Consider the following 18,003-nt stretch of genomic DNA (forward strand, 5'->3'; position numbering starts at 1 on the left):
TTAACTAGTTAACGTTATTTCATCCGTCCAAAGATATTCAGTAATATCGTGAGCACGATGCTAATGACAATGCAAGTGATCACAGGAAAAAAGAACGTCACATTTCCTTTTTTCACAAAAATATCACCTGGAAGCTTACCAACCAATTGAAATACTAACCCTGCGGCAAAAAGGACACCACCTAAAATCATCAATATTTTAGGGAATTCAGTCACGAATCGGAACCTCCATTTGAAAGTGTTCATACGCTTCTCTTGTGACGACTCGTCCTCTTGGTGTTCTTTGCAGGAAACCAATTTGCAGTAAATACGGTTCGTACACATCTTCAATCGTATGTGATTCTTCTCCAATTGTCGCTGAGATTGTATCAAGCCCAACAGGACCGCCTCTAAATTTTTCAATCATACTTAAAAGCAGCTTACGATCGATATGATCAAGACCAAGCTTGTCGACTTGAAGGCGCTCAAGGGCATCTTCCGCAATGTCCTCGGTAATCGCATGATTTCCAAGCACCTGGGCAAAATCTCTTACTCTTCTGAGTAGACGATTGGCAACCCTCGGCGTACCGCGGGAACGTCTTGCGATCTCTTCGGCTGAGCGAAGATCAATCCCAATCTCGAACAGCTCGGCTGTTCTTGAAACAATGTGAGCCAAATCTCTTTGCTCATAGTATTCCAATCTTGCATGTACCCCAAACCTGTCACGAAGCGGCGCTGTTAAAAGCCCAACACGGGTTGTAGCACCTACAAGTGTAAATGGCGGTAAATCAAGCCGTACAGAGCGCGCTGTATCTCCTTTGCCAATGACGATATCTAAACAAAAATCCTCCATTGCTGGATAAAGTACTTCCTCAATTGAACGCTGCAAGCGATGAATTTCATCTATAAACAACACATCACCTGGCTCAAGAGACGTTAAAATCGCCGCCAAATCACCAGGACGTTCAATCGCTGGTCCAGATGTTGTACGCAGCTGAACATTCATTTCATTGGCAATAATTGACGCAAGCGTCGTTTTCCCGAGTCCGGGCGGTCCGTATAAGAGGACGTGATCGAGCGTTTCCTGCCTCATACGGGCAGCTTCAATAAACACACTGAGGTTATCCTTAACTTTTTGCTGACCGATATATTGGCTAAGTGTCTGAGGCCGCAGACTTTGCTCAATGGCTGATTCATGGTTGTCTGCTTCAGTTGAGACGAGCCGTTCATCCATGAGACATCACCTTATTTCAACATTTTTTGTAAAGCTTTTTTCACATATTGATCGGTTGTGAGATTCTTTTCTTCTTTTAACAATGGATATACCTTTTTAATTTCGCGATCACCGTATCCAAGAACACTTAAGGCTTCAAGCGCTTCGTCTAATGCTGTTTGCTGCGTTTCGACCTGAATATGGTCCTCGTGATTAAATAGATTGCCAATCATTTCAGGAACAACATCAGCTAGCTTTCCTTTTAGATCGAGAATGATTTGGCGAGCTGTCTTTTTGCCAACGCCAGGGAACTTGATCAGGAACGCTTCATCTTCACGTTCTATCGCTGAGATGACAGCGCCAGGATCACCGGAAGCAAGAATCGCTAGAGCCCCCTTCGGCCCAATCCCTGTGACATTTAACAGTTTTGTGAACAGCGCTTTTTCTTCTCGTGTTTGAAATCCATATAACGAGAAAGCGTCTTCCTTTATGTAATGATACGTATAAATCGTTTCTTGTTTATTGATTTGATAGATAAACGGGTTTGGGCTATAGACTTGATATCCCACTCCGCCGTTTTCTATGACAACATATTGCGGGCACACATAATCAATGGTCCCTTTTACAAACTCTATCACCGTTTTCACCTCTTTGACTGTTCTTCATTGTAACATAAATCGAGAAGAAAACCGCAATAAAAGTTAACATACGTTCGCTCAATCCATTTTTACGATGACACCACGAAAAACAGCTTGCGGCCTTCACACCAGCAAGCTGTTATACGCGTTAAAACGATATTTCATTTCGGTAAGGTTTCATGACTTCAAGCACATGCTCAAATTCATCCTTTGTTCGAAAAGGGATGCCTTGCTCAAGCTGCTCCTCCACATGACTTTCTAAACGGGACGTATCAATTTGAAAAAAGAGATGAATGGGCTCCGCCCAGCCGTCAGGCCTTCCATGAAACGTAGAAATCACACCGTCCTCTGATAATCCGATATATCCATTTGCTTTACTTAATGGAGAGATATCATCAATTTGCTTTCTAAAAAGCGCAAAATCCTCTTTCTGTTCTACTAGCGTCCAGCCTTTATACTGCGACCAGAATGTGTCTTTGTCTTCTAATGATGCCCGGTGTCTTTCAATACTCACATCTCCGTCTAGATAGACTTTTTCAAGCTGTACGGTGATCGAGTTTGACTGCTTTTGCAAGTGTTCTTTTCCCTCCATATCCGCAGCGAAAAAAAGCACACTTGTCATGATAAGTCCTGTAACGAAACATTTCATCTTCACTTTCACTATTTACACCTCTTTAAAACATGAGATCGATGCATGACATATGTAGTTTGACCCATTTTTCTAAACATTAACCAAATCGATGATATGAATATATGGGAAGAGTCTTTCGTTGTATCCTTCATTCGTAAATGGTATGTTTTATACAATCCATTGCTTTATCGAATGCTCGGTTTTTCATCATTCGTTTTTCAGCCGCATAAACTGAAACCAAAGAAGGTGAAGCCAATGTCAGAAGTCAAAAGATTAGCCGAATCGATTCAGTATCATGAGGATAAACGTCTTCATAAGCTTGCCTTTAAACCGGCAGAGCTTGAGCTGTGTGGCAAAGGAAGAAGTGCCTATGTCTTTTCATACAAAAAAGACGGCAAGAAAATGGCGCTAAAAGTCTTTTTCCCTTCTTATCAACATATTGCCCGTAAAGAAGCCGCCATTTATGAAAAACTCTCTGGTTCGTCTTACTACCCTGAGATTTATGAATCTGGGGATCAGTATATTTTAATGGAATATATTAAAGGAAATACTTTTTATGAATGCCTCACAAAGGGGATTCCTATTAAAAAACAAATGATTGAACAAGTCGATGATGCGCTAGAAGAAGCACGCGAGAAAGGGTTGAACCCTTCTGACATCCACCTGCGGAATCTGATCTTAACAAAGGAAGGACAGGTCAGGGTCATTGACGTTGCCCGTTTCACACAAACAAAAGCTTGCCATCAATGGGATGACTTAAAAGCCGCTTACGCTTATTATCAAAAGCCTTTTTTTCCGAAAAAAGCACCACGTCTATGGCTTGAAGTGATTGCTTATTTCTATAAAAAGAACTGGCTGTCCCGTGGTCAGCTTAATAATCGAAATGATTTCTCTGCATAATGAAAGCCGCTCTTACCGAGCGGCTTTTCTCTGTCAATCTGTTTCTGTTTCAACATGGATGCTATTCACATTTAATAAGTTAATGATTTCATTATTCAGCTTAAACCAATGATTGGCTTCTTCAATTTTCTTATACACATCATAGGTAGCTGGACGTTTTAGCTCGAAATCAAGCACTTCCCCATTGTTCATATGAAATGTTACCTTAAATACTTTCATCATAAGATCACCTTCCACTCTCTCTTGTTAGCTGGCCAAATAGATCGGCTCTTTTCATTCATTCTCTACTCAACTCGTTTCCCCTCCTTCTTTCCTTTCAAACACAAGAAGTTTAAATTTTGTTTAAATTCAAACAACATCTCTATCTCTCTTCTTTGCAAAGAAGTATATTATTTAAAAAGGAGGTTTTCTTTATGAAACGGAAAAAGAAACGAACATCTCCAGAAAGACAAACAGTCTTGTTTCATTTAACAGATGCCCTCATTCCAAGTCTGGACATGATAGGGGTTGCATTAAAGGCATTTTTCCACCTCTTAAGAAAAGCCTTTTCCGTGATCTGATATAAAGCCCCGTAGGTTCTTTTTTAGGATGAATATATTTGACTTCCTCCGCTGATAAACTCCTTCGCCTTTTTCTCCATCTCTTTTTTCACTTCTTCTGATTGATTGCGAATATCATGGGAAATTTTCATGCTACAAAACTTCGGTCCGCACATCGAGCAGAAATGGGCAGTCTTAGCGCCTTCAGCAGGCAATGTTTCATCATGGAACGCCATCGCTCTTTCTGGATCAATTGACAGGTTGAATTGGTCACGCCATCTAAATTCAAACCTTGCTTTCGATAAAGCATCATCGCGCTTTTGAGCAGCAGGATGTCCTTTCGCTAGATCAGCAGCATGAGCGGCAATTTTATAAGCGATCACACCTTCTCTTACATCTTCTTTGTTCGGCAGCCCTAAATGCTCCTTTGGCGTTACATAGCATAGCATCGCTGTTCCATACCAGCCGATCATAGCTGCGCCGATGGCAGATGTAATATGATCATATCCCGGAGCAATATCTGTTGTAAGAGGCCCTAATGTATAAAATGGTGCCTCTTTGCAAATCTCCATTTGCTTGTCCACATTTTCTTTGATTTTATCCATTGGAACATGTCCAGGTCCTTCAATCATCACCTGTACATCATGTTTCCATGCGATCTCTGTCAATTCACCTAACGTTTCTAGCTCTGCAAACTGCGCTTCATCATTGGCATCAGCTATTGATCCTGGTCTAAGCCCATCTCCAAGTGAAAAAGCAATATCATACGTTTTCATAATCTCACAAATGTCTTCAAAGTGGGTATAAAGGAAATTCTCTTGATGATGAGCAAGACACCACCTTGCCATAATGGCACCGCCTCTTGAAACAATACCAGTCACCCGGTCGACTGTCAGAGGAATATACCTTAACCGCACGCCCGCATGAATCGTGAAGTAGTCTACTCCTTGCTCTGCTTGTTCAATTAATGTGTCTCTGTACACGTCCCACGTCAAATCTTCTGCCACGCCATTCACTTTCTCAAGCGCCTGATAAATGGGAACGGTGCCTACTGGGACTGGACAATTCCGTATGATCCATTCCCTCGTTGTATGAATATCCTTTCCTGTAGACAGATCCATCATGGTGTCTGCCCCCCATCTGATCGCCCATGTCATTTTTTCAACTTCTTCATCAATGGATGATGTCACAGCTGAATTGCCAATGTTCGCATTGATTTTGACATGAAAATGCCTTCCGATAATCATCGGTTCACTTTCAGGATGGTTAATATTCGCTGGAATGACAGCTCTTCCGCTGGCAACTTCCTCTCTCACGAACTCAGGGCTTAGCCCTTCTCTTAAGGCGATGAACTCCATTTCAGGCGTGACAATACCTTTTTTTGCATAGTGCATTTGCGTCACACAGGCACCTTGTTTTGCACGAAGCGGCTTATGATGAAAATCAGTATGAATATGCTGATGAGACCCGTTTCTAGAGCGATAGCCGTTATCTTCAGGTTTTACATGGCGCCCTTCATAGCTTTCTGTATCTCCCCTTTCTTCGACCCATGCTGCTCTCAGACGGTTAAGCCCTTTTGTCACATCGATATGGGCATGCTCATCCGTGTAAGGACCACTCGTATCGTACACACGAATTGGTTCATTTTGAATCATTCCTGCCTGCGTCACCGTTTGCGTGAGGGCAATTTCTCTTTTTGGCACTAAAATGTCAGGTCTTGACCCTTTCTCATACACCTTTCGGCTGCCGTCAAAGCTTGATAATAACGATTGAGTTGTTGGGATATTTTTCTTTTCTTTCATTTGCTGTTCTCTCCTTCTCTTCTTGTCACCGGACAGGATGGAATCAGCACCAGCAAAAAACCAGGCTCTATGAAAAGAACCTGGTTTCGTCGTTAGAAATAAACATGAATGTCATCCGTAAATGACCCATGTATCATCTTCAACTTCCCCACGCTGGTACGAGCCAGATCAGGTCCAAAGGGTTAAGAAGTATACACTTCTCTCTCAGCCCAGCCTCGGGCACCCCTAGTCACATTTATTATTTTCCACAACAGTGTAGCATAGCGATGCCATGAAAAAAAGAAGTTTCAGGAAAATAGTTCCTTTTCACTACAAAAGAAATAAAGCCAGCTTAATATACACATTGATATACACCCTCCATCCCAACCATTTAGATAAAAACTGAAATAATCATTGATCCTTTCCTCCTATTATGTATAATTAATCTAAACGGAGAATTTTTATACAAACTTTTTCAAAGGAAGTTCTAGTCGATTGCAAACATTTCTCACATTTATCGTCGTAGGATTCTCAATTGCTCTGCCAGTCGGAGCGATCACGGTTGAAATGACAAAACAGGGATTAAAAAACGGCTTCTTTCATGGTTTAACCGTAGGAGCAGGCGGCATGACCATCGATCTCTTACTTATCTTGGCTTTATATGCTGGATTTGCTCAGTTTTTATCACTGCCATTTGTCCAAATCCCGCTTTGGCTAATCGGAGCTATATTCTTAATGATTCTCGCATACGATTCCATTAAACATGCGGATCAAGACATCCATTTAGCTGGCGAAAAAGTCAATAAATCATTCGCAAAAACGTACAGAAACGGCTTGCTTGTCGCGGTATCTCCTGGAAACCTTGTGTTTTGGGTTTCTGTATTCGGTGCTGTACTGGCAGATGCCTATACAAAAACAGATTCATCTGAATTTATGCTAGCATCAGGTGGTATATTGGCAGGAATTCTCCTTCATGACATCGGTCTCCTCACTCTTGTATCCTTAACAAGAAAAGTGATGAACCAAACGATGATCAAATGGACATCCATTATTGCTGGTATTTTATTACTAGGGTTTGGCTGTTATTTCTTTTACGAATTTTATATGGGCATCAAGGTTTATTTTTAAGAAAAGGCTAAAGTTCTTGAGGAACTTTAGCCTTTTTTATTCTCGAACCTATCGAGTCATGCCTGTTTGATCTGTTTCAAATTGTGTTCTTCTCATATCTCTAAAGCGTGTGAAAGCACCCTCGTCTTTAATGACTTGGACAGCTCTTCCATCCGCATAACGAGTCGCTGCTTCTTCCACTTGTGATATTCCCTCTGATGTCAGACGCCCATCTGATTTAATGGCAATATACACATTTTCATCTGTTACCATTACTTGCGAGTCTGCAACATGATTCATTTTATTGACGCGATTGGCAATTTTTCTTGAACGCTGCACGTTTTCTTGTTTATCGTAGCCAGAGAACGACATTTGGTTATGGTAGTTCATATCTCCATGGCTATATCGTCCATCTCCACCTGCGAGAGGCGTTCGATCGTCAGCTTGAGGACGGGTGCGATAATCAACATTCGTTGTATTCCCACCGTTCATTCCCTCCATGAGTTCGGAAACTGGTCCTTGGTGATCTTGGTTATTGTCATCCGCACGATTATTCGAATGATATCCAACTGGCTGACCTGATTGATTGTGACGTGTATCGACACCTGCATTGTCATTTGTACCACATGCCGTTAACCCAATAGGAAGAAGCACTAATGCGATCGTTTTTTGCCATTTTTGTCTCAAACGAAAAACCCCCTGTACAAATTCAATCTCATGAGCGCGAAACAGGCTCTGTTTTAGCATGTACAGTTTTGGGGAAAATCAAGCTGTCAGTTATAAACAAAAAAAGGAACGATTGAGATCGCTCCTTCTTTTATTACTCTTCTTCGTCTTCCTCTGGTCTTGCAAAAACAGATTGACCTGGATATGGCTGCATATAAGGCTGCGCTGGATAAGCTCCCATTTGGCCATAAGGTACAGGATTCGGGTAATGTCCTGGCCACGGTTGATGCTGCTTCATGCCATCATCACATCCGCAGTCTTCCTTGCCATAAGCTTCATTTGAAACATTTGGATAAAAGCCTTGATTGACGTTCGCATTGACATTGGCGTTTGCATTGGCATTCGGATGCATATGGTGGTGCCAGTGATGACCATCATTTGCATGATGTTCATAATGTTCTCCGTAATAAGCTGGCGCTTGATACGCAGGATAATATGGCTGCGCTGGGTATGGATATGGCATCATGTGATGGTGATAATACGGCTGGACAGGGTAGCAAAGACCTGAACCTGGTAAAATTGGCGACGCTGGTACCATTTGCTGCGGATATGGATACATCGCTGGCATGTAATGACCATAACCATAATAAGGATCATATGCGTCATGATGCTGGTGATGATGATGTTCCTTATTCTCAGCCATTCCCCCTACCGCTGCGCCTGCTACATTCGGCATTTGCGGGAAATTAGGAAGGTTTGGGTAATTGCTGTGCTCCATATCTTTTCCCTCCTCCTTTTGATGCGAGATATGAATAAACGGATCATACCCCTTTGCCACCTCATCTTTTAAATGATCTTTCTTTTCATGATGGAAATGGTCCTTGTGATCTTTATGCTCCTTATTCTCATAGTGAACATGATCTTTATGATCCTTCTTGTCATGAACATGATCTTTCTTTTCATGAACGTGATCTTTTTTCTCATGATGTTCTTTTTTGGGAGGAGGCGTGAATGGCTGGTAGAGATTGGTCTGATAATAGTTCACATCGACTTGCGGAAAAACGGGCTGCTCGATCTTTGGCACTGGCGGTACATATGGTACAGGTTCGTTTGGCTTTTCTTTTGGCTTCGTATCTTGCACTTGCACGACATCTTTTGGCTTTTCTTTCACATACGGATGTTCTTTCGGCTTTGGCATTTCTTTTGCTTTCTGATGATCTGTTTTTACAGGAACACCACTAGATGGAATCTTGATCTTCATACCCGGCATGATTAAATCTGGATTACTGAGCTGTGAATTTAGTTTTTTCAATTCTTGAAAGTCGACTCCATATTTCTTTGAAATTTTCCAAAGGGAGTCTCCTTTTTGCACAATATGAATTTTCAACGTTTTCCCCTCCTATGCAAAACGTGAACGTAACGGTTATGTCAGAAGTACAATATGTTTCACCATAAATTTATGCCTATTTATAAGCCGATATGATAAAAACTTGTTTTCTGATAGGAGGGACTAATTCATTATTTAATGGCGAGCATTTTATTCAGTGCAAGTAAAGCGTCTTTTGTCGTGTCTTCATTGACTTGAATCAAACCGACCGGATCACCTTTCTTAATGCTTTCAAGTGACCATAACAAATGAGGGAGATCGATCCGATTCATCGTCAAACATGGACACATATCTGGATTAAGGGATTCGATTTGTTTATCTGGATGCTGATCGATGATTCGCTTGACCAAATTCATCTCTGTTCCAATTGCCCACTTGCTTCCTGCGGGTGCTTCTTTGATCGTATCAATAATAAATTTCGTGGAACCGGCAAGATCAGAAGCCTTGACGACTTCATGTGTACACTCTGGATGGACGAGAATTTGAATGTCACGGTCTCTTTTCCTCGTTTCTTCAATATTCCGCACCGTAAATTTCTCATGGACAGAGCAGTGGCCTTTCCATAAAATCATCTTAATGCGTGAAAGTGGCTGATCGGTGATGAGCCTTTCTTCTATTTGATCCCACACAGCCATTTCTTCAAGTGAAATGCCTAAATCAAAGGCCGTATTACGCCCCAAATGCTGATCAGGGAGAAACAGAATCCGTTCTTTTTGTGTGAGCGCCCACTCCAGCATTTTTTTTGCGTTTGATGATGTCACAGTGGCCCCGCCATGCTTTCCGACAAATGCTTTAATATCAGCTGTTGAGTTGACATACGTAAGTGGAAGAATTGTCTCCCCAAACAGATCAGTGAGCTGCTCCCATGCTCGATCCGTTTGTTTCATGTTCGCCATATCTGCCATTGAACAGCCTGCTCTCATATCTGGCAAAAGAACCTTTTGATTCTTGTTTGACAGCATATCTGCTGTTTCAGCCATGAAATGAACACCGCAGAACACAATGTATTCTGCTTCCTTGTTGTCTGCAGCTATTTGTGCGAGCTGCAATGAATCTCCTGTTGCATCTGCAAATTGGATGACTTCATCCTTTTGATAATGATGCCCTGGTATAAAAAGCTTTGATCCAAAGGTTCGTTTAATGTCTACCACACGCTGCTCCATCTCATCAACAGAGCGGTGTTTATATTCTTCTGGCATCATGGCTACATGCTGGTTTGCCAGTACATCAAGCAGTGACATGAGTGGTTCCCCCTTTATGACTGAATTCCATATTCATACTAAAATCAAATGCTGGAGCAGAGTGTGTCAGAAAACCAAGCGAAATAAGGTCGACACCTGTTCCTCTGTAACTTGGCAATGTCTCTAGTGTGATGCCTCCTGAAGCCTCGGTCAGAATTGTCTCCGGCGTCATTTGTTTAAAACGTTTCACTTCGTCCGGAGAGCAGTTGTCAAACATGATGACATCGGCCTTTGCCTCAATAGCTTCCTTTAGCTGCGTTTCTGATTCAATTTCCACTTCAATTTTCACCATATGACCGGCATATGCTCTTGCTTTCTCTACAGCTTCTTGAATAGAGCCGCATGCGGCAATATGATTATCTTTAATCATCACCCCATCTGATAAACCGAAGCGATGATTCTTTCCGCCCCCTGTCTTCACAGCGTATTTCTCTAACATACGCAAGCCAGGCGTCGTTTTTCTCGTATCACAAATCGTAATCGACGGGTCCGCTAATCGCTGTACTGCTTCATGTGTTAAAGTGGCGATACCTGTCATGCGCTGCAAGACATTTAAAATGACCCGTTCTCCTTTTAATAAGTCGCTGACTGGTCCTTTTATTTTCGCTAAAACTGCCCCTGAATGAACCCATTCACCTTCTTTAAAAAACAACTCAGTCTGAATCTGTTCATTCAGCAGGCGGTATCCTATGTCAATGACTTGAGAACCTGCCAATACACCCGATTGTTTTGCGATGATATAGGCTGTTCCTTTCTTTTCTCCAAAAATGCCATCAGCTGATACATCTCCAAAACCAATATCCTCTGCGAAAAAATGAGTCAGCATTTGTTTTAACTGTAAACGTTCCATTTGGCACCGATCCTTTCATTTTTCATTATATGAATGTGGCCTTTTTCATGGAAAATTTGCATGCCACGCCATAATGCATCATTCCGATTTGGATAATCCACTCGATAATGACCACCTCTGCTTTCTGTTCGAAGTAAGGTAGATTTCACAAGACAAATCGCTAATGTCCATTGATTGCTTAATTCGATTTGTCCACTTGTGATATCTTTCACATTCATTTGCTGATAAGGGACTTGCAGTAATGATTGAAGCAAGGTCTCTAGCCCATCTTCGTCTCTTACGATTGCGGCATATGTCATCATCCACTGGCTCAACTGTTTCTCTGAAATCTCTGGCACGGACCAACTTTCTTGGATTGAGGAAGAGGGGATTGTTTTTTTCTTTTTAGGTATTTGTTCAATTCTCCGTGCCGCTTTGTTTCCTAAAACGAGACCTTCCAAGAGAGAATTACTCGCCAATCGGTTCGCTCCATGTAAGCCTGTACAAGCCGCTTCTCCGATAGCGAAAAGAGATGGAACTGTCGTTTCTCCATATTCATTCACGCAGATTCCTCCCATTAAAAAATGCATACCTGGGGAAACTGGGAGCCTGCCGCTTGCCATATCGACACCAGCCCGCTCACACATTGCAGCAATGGCTGGAAAACGAACTGAGAAATGTGGAATTTCGCTAATATTAAGATACAGATCATGACCCAATTGTTGCTCATGAAAGATAGCTCTAGAGACAATATCTCTAGGCGCTAAATCACCTTGTGGGTGAATGCCTTTCATGATCCTCCTGCCTGTTTCATCTTCTAAATAGGCTCCTTCTCCTCGGACAGCCTCTGACACGAGACCGACTGCTTTTCCAGCGATCGTCAAGAGAGTGGGGTGGAATTGAACAAATTCGAGGTCAACTAATTGTGCCCCGGCTCGATAAGCCATCATCAGCCCATCTCCTGTTACAGAAGGGTCATTTGTGTTCGTTTCAAATAGCGAGCCGCAGCCGCCCGTGGATAAAACCACAGCATCTGCGGTCATGGTATGTACGTGTCCTTTCTCGTCTTTCCAGACCACTCCTATGCAGATTCCTTCATGAACGAGTAGATCAATGACATGGTGATATTCACATAAATGAATATGTGAGCCAAGCTGATTTTTTAAATACTGCACGAGGGTTTTGCCAGTTTGGTCTCCTCCTGCATGCAGAATCCGATGAGTCGTATGTGCCCCTTCTTTACCTAATTGCGGCATGCCATTCTCTGTTTGATCAAATGGGCAGCCTTCTTCTACGAGCTGCTTCACCATATGTTTTCCAAGACTGACGATCTCTTGTACCGCCCTCTCATCGTTGTGATCACAGCCGGCAGCTAATGTGTCTTGTACATGCTGATCAACAGAATCCTGTGCTGAAAAGACAGCAGCGATTCCTCCTTGTGCAAGCATGGAATTACTAGAGGAAAATTGTTTTTTTGTCATCATGATGACTTCACAGCTTGCTGAAATGGTCTTTGCAAAGGAAAGTGCTGCAATGCCTGATCCCACCACAATGATTTTTTTAATTGATGACACCATTGCCCCTCCTGTCATTTACACCTGTCTTGACACATATCATTACACAACACTACAATAAATACAAGAAAAAATTTTCTCATAGGAGATGGATGGATTGGTTTATTTAGATTACGCAGCTTCTACACCTGTTTCGGAGGAGGCACTGCATGTTTTTCAGCAGCTAAGTAAAGATTGCTACGGGAATGCAAGCAGTCTTCATGATGCAGGTGGAAGAGCAAATGACATACTGACTTACAGCAGACAATCAATCGCTGCCATTCTTGAGGGCGAATCAGGCGGCATCTACTTTACAAGCGGCGGAACGGAATCCAATCTTCTTGCGATTCAATCAATGGCAAATGGTCTGCCAGCAGACAGGCAGCATGTCATCACAACTTCTGTAGAGCATCCTTCTGTTCATCATGCAGTTAAGAGCCTAGAGCGTCTTGGCACGAAGGTTTCGATCATTGAACCGAATCAAGATGGAATCATCACCGAGGACATTCTCAAAGATGCATTATTGCCTGAAACAGGATTAGTCTCTATTCAGCATGCTAATTCAGAAACAGGGATTATCCAGCCGCTCGCTGAATTAGCCCCCATTTTAAAAGAAAGGCACATTCTTTTTCATACAGATGCCGTGCAAACATTTGGAAAAATTCGTGTGTCCATCAAGGAGCTGGGGGTTGATGCGATATCCATCTCTAGTCATAAAGTGTATGCTCCTAAGGGCGCGGGCGCTGTCTATATGGGTGCTCATGTTCCTTGGAAGCCTTTATATTCAGGAACAGTTCAGGAAAATGGCTTCCGCCCTGGAACAGTGAACGTTCCATGCATCGGTGCTTTTGTTGCTGCGAGCGAACAATTGATGCTTAAGCTAGATGAGCAAAAGCGGCAAAATGAACAGCTTCGTGATTATTTTCTTCAGCAATTGAAAATGAGACAGCTTCCTGTTCGTACTCTTCACAATGGCAATCGCCGTATACTGCCTCATATTATTGGTTGTTTTTTTGAAGGGTTTGAAGGACAATATGTAATGTTAGCATGTAACCGGCACGGGATTTGTATATCGACTGGAAGCGCATGTGCTTCTAGTTATCATCATCCTTCCCCGGCTGTGAAGGCATTGCACGTATCAGATCGTGATGTTCTTCAATTCATTCGACTATCATTTGGATCGAAGTCATCAAAAGAAGACATCGATCAGCTTTTGCATACATTTGAACAATTGCAAAAGGAGCAGAAAGGAGCATAAGACGTGGAACAAGAGAGGAAACTCATTGGCGAAGAGAGAAGAAACGCCATTTTAGAGTGGCTGAAGGAAACAGATACACCGCTCACCGGAAGCTTTTTGGCTAAAAAGGCGGCTGTCTCTCGACAAGTCATTGTACAAGATATCTCACTATTGAAAGCAAAAAACGAACCCATTATTGCCACAAGTCAAGGCTATGTGTATATGGCATCTCAGCATGCGCCAGAAAGAGAGATCGAACAAATCATCGCCTGCAAGCATGATCCTGTTCGAACAGAAGAGGAACTGACTTTAATTGTAGATTTTGGGGTGACGGTAAAAGATGTCATGATAGAGCACCCTGTTTACGGTGAACTAACGGCCTCAATTCGTGTTAGCACCCGCAAGCAAGTAGCTGATTTCGTTCATCACATTTCTAACACGGGCGCCTCCTACTTGTCAGAACTAACAGATGGCGTGCATTTACATACACTTACTTCTTACAGTCAAAAGCAGCTTGACCAAGCCATCCAAGCGCTCGATGATGCTGGCTTTTTAATTAAAGACTAAAAAAAATAGTGTCCATTATCGGACACTATCAGATTGTTGACAAAGGGCTAAAATGATCTTTATTTTAGCCCTTTGTCTTCTTTTCAGCGTGATAGAAAACCTTTGCAGCCCTAGGAAGGACGAGCATCGGAGCGGAGCGAATTTAACATTCGTGAGCACCGAAGCGCAGATCTGACACCGAATGCGAGGGTTTGTCTACACGCTGAAATAGTGTCCTTTATCGGACACTATTTCTCATTCGTTAGTTCATATGTTTGGTAGCTGCCGAGCAATTTGACTTCACAGCCAATTGCTTCTAATTCCTGAATGGCGCCAGGGACAAGGACATCATCCATTTCTTTTTCTATATCTATAATAAATAAATAGTGTCCAAGACCCGTTTTTGTTGGGCGAGATTCAATTTTTGACAAGTTGAGATTTCGCCAAGAAAAAGCAGATAACACACGGTGTAATGCACCTGATTGGTCATCCTTTGGCAGACTGACGACAATAGTCGTTTTTGGCTTCGATGAGAACCCAGCATTCATTGGGAATGATGCTTTAGGGTCTTTATGTAAAATAACAAAGCGTGTATGATTGTGCGGATAATCATGGATGTCTTTTTTTGCAATCGTTAAACCATACGTTTGTGCGGCAATTTCATTGGCAATCGCCCCAGCAGCCTCCTCTGGATGCTCACTAATATATTTCGCTGCATAACCAGTTGATTCAACTGGACGGTGCGGAATATCCGGGTACTGCTTTTTCAGAAATTGATGACACTGGGCAATCGCGTGCGGATGTGATTGGATCACATCTAATGTCTCCCAGCTTTCCGCTTTTGAAGGGTGAACAAGCAAATGCTGCCGAATCGGTGCTGTCATTTCTCCAACAATAGATAGCGCTTCTTCATGAATTAAATAATCAATCGTTAAGTTCACAGATCCTTCGAGTGCATTTTCAAGTGGAACGACCGCCAAATCGACTTCGCCTTTTGACACAGCATCCATACATTGCGGAATCGTTGCATAGGCACGCTGCACTGCATCTGCTGGAAAGCAAGAGCATACGGCCAAATGAGTAAATGTTGCCTCTGGTCCAAAATAACCTACAGTTAATTGCTTCATCTGCTATGATCTCTCCTTTTACGCCCCAGAACCTAGAATTTCAACTTTTTCGACAAATTCAAGTTTTCTTAATTGATTCATGACTGTATTGATATCATCTGCCATTCCAGCCGTGCTAATGGATAGGGTGACATTCGCTCTTCCCTGTAGCGGAATCGTTTGGTGAATGGATAACACATTACAGCCAGAGTCAGCCACAATTTGCAGCAGCCTTGACAGAGCCCCAGACCGATCCTCAAGGTGGAAAAACAATGTGATGATCTGCTCTTTCACCATCGTATAAAATGGAAAAACAGCATCTCTGTATTTATAAAAAGCACTGCGGCTTAAATCCGCTTGTTGAACAGCATCGGCAACTGAATCCGCTTTTTTGCGATCGAGAAGCTTTTTGACTTCAAGCGTTTTTCGCATCGCATCTGGAAGGACATCCTCTCTTACTAAATAGAACGTTTCTTCTTTCACCTGTTTTCTCCCCTTTTAAAAACGGGAGAGCCCATGGACTGGACCCTCCTGTTGATCAATCAATAAATTCAAATTCAAATTCAAGCAGACGAATGATGTCGCCATCTTGTGCACCACGCTCACGCAAGGCATCATCGACACCCATTCCGCGCAATTGTCTAGAGAATCGTTTCACGGACTCATCTCTTGAGAAATCTGTCATCTTAAACAGTCGCTCAAGTGCTTTACCCGTAATGACAAATGTACCGTCAGGATCTCTTGTGATCTCAAATGGTGCATCTCCCTCATCAAACCTGTACATCACGCGGTTATCAGACAGTTCCTCTTCATTATAAAGCGGGAATTCAGGAGTTGTTTCAAGCTGATTGGCGATTTCAAATAAAAGCTCACGAAGCCCTTCTCTTGTGATCGCACTAATAGGGAACACTTTATAATCATCCGTAAATTTTTCTTTAAATGCCGCTAGATTGTCAGCTGCATCTGGCATGTCCATTTTGTTCGCTACAATGATTTGTGGACGCTCAGTCAATCTCATATTGTATTGCTCAAGCTCTTCGTTAATGGTCACATAATCTTCGTACGGGTCACGCCCTTCAAGTGCTGACATATCAATGACATGAACAATGACACGTGTCCGCTCAATGTGACGTAAAAATTGATGACCTAAGCCAACGCCTTCATGCGCGCCTTCGATCAGTCCTGGCAGATCCGCCATGACGAAGCTTCGGTTATCATCTGTTTCGACAACCCCTAGGTTCGGCACAAGCGTTGTGAAATGATAATCCGCAATTTTCGGTTTCGCAGAAGAGACAATGGATAGCAGCGTCGACTTCCCGACACTTGGGAAACCTACAAGTCCAACATCTGCAAGTACTTTTAATTCTAAGATGACGTCACGTTCTTTACCTGGCTCGCCATTTTCAGAAAGCTGTGGTGCAGGGTTTGCCGGTGTTGCGAAACGTGAATTTCCTCGTCCGCCTCGGCCGCCTTTTGCAATGACTGCCCGCTGCCCATGCTCGGTTAAGTCTGCAAGTACTTGTTCTGTCTCTGCATCCGTCACAACCGTACCGGGCGGAACTTTGACAATCATTTCTTCCGCATTTCGGCCATGCTGGTTTTTACTCATTCCGTGCTCGCCGCGATCCGCCTTAAAATGGCGTTTGTAACGAAAGTCCATCAATGTTCTGAGTCCTTCGTCTACTTCAAATACCACATCTGCACCATTTCCACCGTCGCCGCCAGCCGGTCCGCCTTTTGGCACATATTTTTCACGACGGAACGCCACCATACCGTTTCCGCCGTCACCGCCTTTAACATACACTTTAACCTGATCTACAAACATAACTTCCTCCGTTTCTCTGCATCACATATCTCATTCTTGCCTCAAACAAAGCTCAATCATGGACTCATGACTTGTCACATGAAATTGAACTACACTCATACATGGATAGTTTGCGTCATGAAACGCATTTAACGCATCCAAACTTGTTAATTTTCCTTTGAAATCAAAATATAAGACCACATCATTCTCTTCATGATCTGTTTGGAACGTGACCGTTAAATGATTTTCAGTTTTTTGACAAACTGATTGATCGAATATCGAAAACAACTCCTGTGATACCGTTAGCAGCTGCGATTCATATGCTGATAAGTCTCGGGTTTCACCAAGCACTTCATATTCTAGGGTGATAAAATGCGACTCCCAATTAAATGTTAGAAAGTAATAGGCCAATTGGGGAATTTTTAAATTTGAGAGTTTGGATTCATGCTGTGCTTCAATGACCATTTCTTCTATAATTTCAAACACACGGTCATATTTTTCTAATGTCAAGTTGCCCTTGATCAGCTGCAATTTATTCATCCAGTCATGTCTTGAACGACTGAGCAGATAGATCAATTCATTTGTTAATGCAACGTGAGTTAATTTTTCGTTTTGTTTACTTGATATCTCTTCCATTATCGCACTCCCAATCGTTTGGTCTCTCTTTTAGGAGTCTTATCATCAATATGTCTCCCTGAATTATAACAGAGAAGACAGCATAGAAAAACACTAGTTATGTGAGGAAAGGTTGTTTTTTCTGATCTATAGGAGAAAATGAGGCAAAGTCAGCAAACGTTCTTTGATATTGATGGAGTGCATCTTCTTTTTCATCTTCGATACTACTTGT

At 42.5% G+C, this 18,003-nt stretch carries 20 protein-coding genes and 1 riboswitch; of the genes, 5 read left to right on the forward strand and 15 right to left on the reverse strand.

Going from position 1 to position 18,003, the window contains the following annotated elements:
- Positions 1 to 14 precede the first annotated feature (14 nt).
- The 4 genes from MKX52_RS12120 to MKX52_RS12135 form a co-directional block, all read right to left on the reverse strand.
- Complete coding sequence (locus tag MKX52_RS12120) at positions 15 to 215, reverse strand: DUF2905 domain-containing protein (protein WP_012010741.1); 201 nt, start codon at positions 213 to 215, stop codon at positions 15 to 17.
- Positions 208 to 1,212, reverse strand: coding sequence for a Holliday junction branch migration DNA helicase RuvB (gene ruvB, locus MKX52_RS12125; protein WP_342490771.1), 1,005 nt, complete (start codon positions 1,210 to 1,212; stop codon positions 208 to 210). Before ruvB ends, MKX52_RS12120 begins: the two co-directional genes overlap by 8 nt.
- A gap of 11 nt (positions 1,213 to 1,223) precedes the next feature.
- Positions 1,224 to 1,829 carry a Holliday junction branch migration protein RuvA gene (ruvA, locus tag MKX52_RS12130; RefSeq protein ID WP_012010743.1) on the reverse strand — a complete coding sequence of 202 codons (606 nt, stop codon included), beginning with the start codon at positions 1,827 to 1,829 and terminating at the stop codon, positions 1,224 to 1,226.
- Positions 1,830 to 1,977: 148 nt separating this feature from the next.
- Positions 1,978 to 2,478, reverse strand: coding sequence for an intercompartmental signaling factor BofC (locus MKX52_RS12135; protein ID WP_176372696.1), 501 nt, complete (start codon positions 2,476 to 2,478; stop codon positions 1,978 to 1,980).
- Positions 2,479 to 2,715: 237 nt separating this feature from the next.
- Between MKX52_RS12135 and MKX52_RS12140 the strand changes: the two genes are divergently transcribed.
- Entirely contained in the window at positions 2,716 to 3,360 is a 645-nt protein-coding gene (locus tag MKX52_RS12140; RefSeq protein WP_012010745.1) for a serine/threonine protein kinase, read from the forward strand.
- A 33-nt stretch (positions 3,361 to 3,393) separates the two neighbouring features.
- Here the strand turns inward: MKX52_RS12140 and MKX52_RS12145 are convergent, their stop codons facing one another.
- Positions 3,394 to 3,582: a hypothetical protein gene (locus tag MKX52_RS12145; protein ID WP_088002195.1), complete on the reverse strand. Its 189-nt coding sequence runs from the start codon at positions 3,580 to 3,582 to the stop codon at positions 3,394 to 3,396.
- Positions 3,583 to 3,773: 191 nt separating this feature from the next.
- Between MKX52_RS12145 and MKX52_RS12150 the strand changes: the two genes are divergently transcribed.
- Positions 3,774 to 3,920 (forward strand): hypothetical protein, encoded by a 147-nt coding sequence (locus MKX52_RS12150; RefSeq protein WP_186303716.1) that lies wholly within the window; start codon positions 3,774 to 3,776, stop codon positions 3,918 to 3,920.
- Between the two features lie 23 nt (positions 3,921 to 3,943).
- On the opposite strand, the gene thiC is transcribed toward MKX52_RS12150, so the two are convergent.
- Positions 3,944 to 5,701: a phosphomethylpyrimidine synthase ThiC gene (thiC, locus tag MKX52_RS12155; protein WP_342490772.1), complete on the reverse strand. Its 1,758-nt coding sequence runs from the start codon at positions 5,699 to 5,701 to the stop codon at positions 3,944 to 3,946.
- Positions 5,702 to 5,829: 128 nt separating this feature from the next.
- Positions 5,830 to 5,938: riboswitch (TPP riboswitch) on the reverse strand.
- A 237-nt stretch (positions 5,939 to 6,175) separates the two neighbouring features.
- On the opposite strand from thiC, the gene MKX52_RS12160 reads away from it, so the two are divergent.
- Positions 6,176 to 6,808: a LysE family transporter gene (locus MKX52_RS12160; protein WP_342490773.1), complete on the forward strand. Its 633-nt coding sequence runs from the start codon at positions 6,176 to 6,178 to the stop codon at positions 6,806 to 6,808.
- 48 nt (positions 6,809 to 6,856) lie between these two features.
- On the opposite strand, the gene MKX52_RS12165 is transcribed toward MKX52_RS12160, so the two are convergent.
- From MKX52_RS12165 to nadB, 5 genes are all read right to left on the reverse strand, one after another.
- On the reverse strand, positions 6,857 to 7,474 hold the full coding sequence (locus MKX52_RS12165) for a YhcN/YlaJ family sporulation lipoprotein (protein ID WP_342490774.1): 618 nt from the start codon (positions 7,472 to 7,474) through the stop codon (positions 6,857 to 6,859).
- 133 nt (positions 7,475 to 7,607) lie between these two features.
- The gene (gene safA / locus MKX52_RS12170) at positions 7,608 to 8,840 is read right to left on the reverse strand and encodes a SafA/ExsA family spore coat assembly protein (protein ID WP_088002199.1); all 1,233 of its coding nucleotides are present in this window, start codon (positions 8,838 to 8,840) and stop codon (positions 7,608 to 7,610) included.
- 131 nt (positions 8,841 to 8,971) lie between these two features.
- Positions 8,972 to 10,081 carry a quinolinate synthase NadA gene (gene nadA, locus MKX52_RS12175; protein WP_342490775.1) on the reverse strand — a complete coding sequence of 370 codons (1,110 nt, stop codon included), beginning with the start codon at positions 10,079 to 10,081 and terminating at the stop codon, positions 8,972 to 8,974.
- On the reverse strand, positions 10,068 to 10,931 hold the full coding sequence (gene nadC / locus MKX52_RS12180; RefSeq protein ID WP_216887251.1) for a carboxylating nicotinate-nucleotide diphosphorylase: 864 nt from the start codon (positions 10,929 to 10,931) through the stop codon (positions 10,068 to 10,070). Before nadC ends, nadA begins: the two co-directional genes overlap by 14 nt.
- Positions 10,913 to 12,487, reverse strand: coding sequence for an L-aspartate oxidase (gene nadB, locus MKX52_RS12185; RefSeq protein WP_342490776.1), 1,575 nt, complete (start codon positions 12,485 to 12,487; stop codon positions 10,913 to 10,915). Before nadB ends, nadC begins: the two co-directional genes overlap by 19 nt.
- 85 nt (positions 12,488 to 12,572) lie before the next feature.
- Here nadB and MKX52_RS12190 point away from each other — a divergent pair, with 85 nt between their 5' ends.
- Entirely contained in the window at positions 12,573 to 13,721 is a 1,149-nt protein-coding gene (locus MKX52_RS12190) for an IscS subfamily cysteine desulfurase (RefSeq protein ID WP_342490777.1), read from the forward strand.
- A gap of 3 nt (positions 13,722 to 13,724) precedes the next feature.
- Positions 13,725 to 14,267: a transcription repressor NadR gene (locus MKX52_RS12195; protein WP_088002209.1), complete on the forward strand. Its 543-nt coding sequence runs from the start codon at positions 13,725 to 13,727 to the stop codon at positions 14,265 to 14,267.
- Between the two features lie 227 nt (positions 14,268 to 14,494).
- On the opposite strand, the gene pheA is transcribed toward MKX52_RS12195, so the two are convergent.
- Genes pheA through MKX52_RS12215 form a run of 4 tightly spaced genes read right to left on the reverse strand, consistent with a single transcriptional unit; the run spans position 14,495 to position 17,792 of the window.
- Positions 14,495 to 15,373 (reverse strand): prephenate dehydratase, encoded by an 879-nt coding sequence (gene pheA, locus MKX52_RS12200; protein ID WP_012010756.1) that lies wholly within the window; start codon positions 15,371 to 15,373, stop codon positions 14,495 to 14,497.
- 18 nt (positions 15,374 to 15,391) lie between these two features.
- Positions 15,392 to 15,835: an ACT domain-containing protein gene (locus MKX52_RS12205; protein ID WP_003216269.1), complete on the reverse strand. Its 444-nt coding sequence runs from the start codon at positions 15,833 to 15,835 to the stop codon at positions 15,392 to 15,394.
- A gap of 55 nt (positions 15,836 to 15,890) precedes the next feature.
- On the reverse strand, positions 15,891 to 17,177 hold the full coding sequence (obgE, locus tag MKX52_RS12210; RefSeq protein ID WP_342490778.1) for a GTPase ObgE: 1,287 nt from the start codon (positions 17,175 to 17,177) through the stop codon (positions 15,891 to 15,893).
- A 30-nt stretch (positions 17,178 to 17,207) separates the two neighbouring features.
- Positions 17,208 to 17,792, reverse strand: a complete 585-nt coding sequence (locus MKX52_RS12215) for a sporulation initiation phosphotransferase B (protein WP_012010758.1) — start codon at positions 17,790 to 17,792, stop codon at positions 17,208 to 17,210.
- Between the last annotated feature and the right edge of the window lie 211 nt (positions 17,793 to 18,003).

Source organism: Bacillus sp. FSL R5-0422, assembly GCF_038610765.1.
GTDB lineage: Bacteria > Bacillota > Bacilli > Bacillales > Bacillaceae > Bacillus > Bacillus pumilus_O.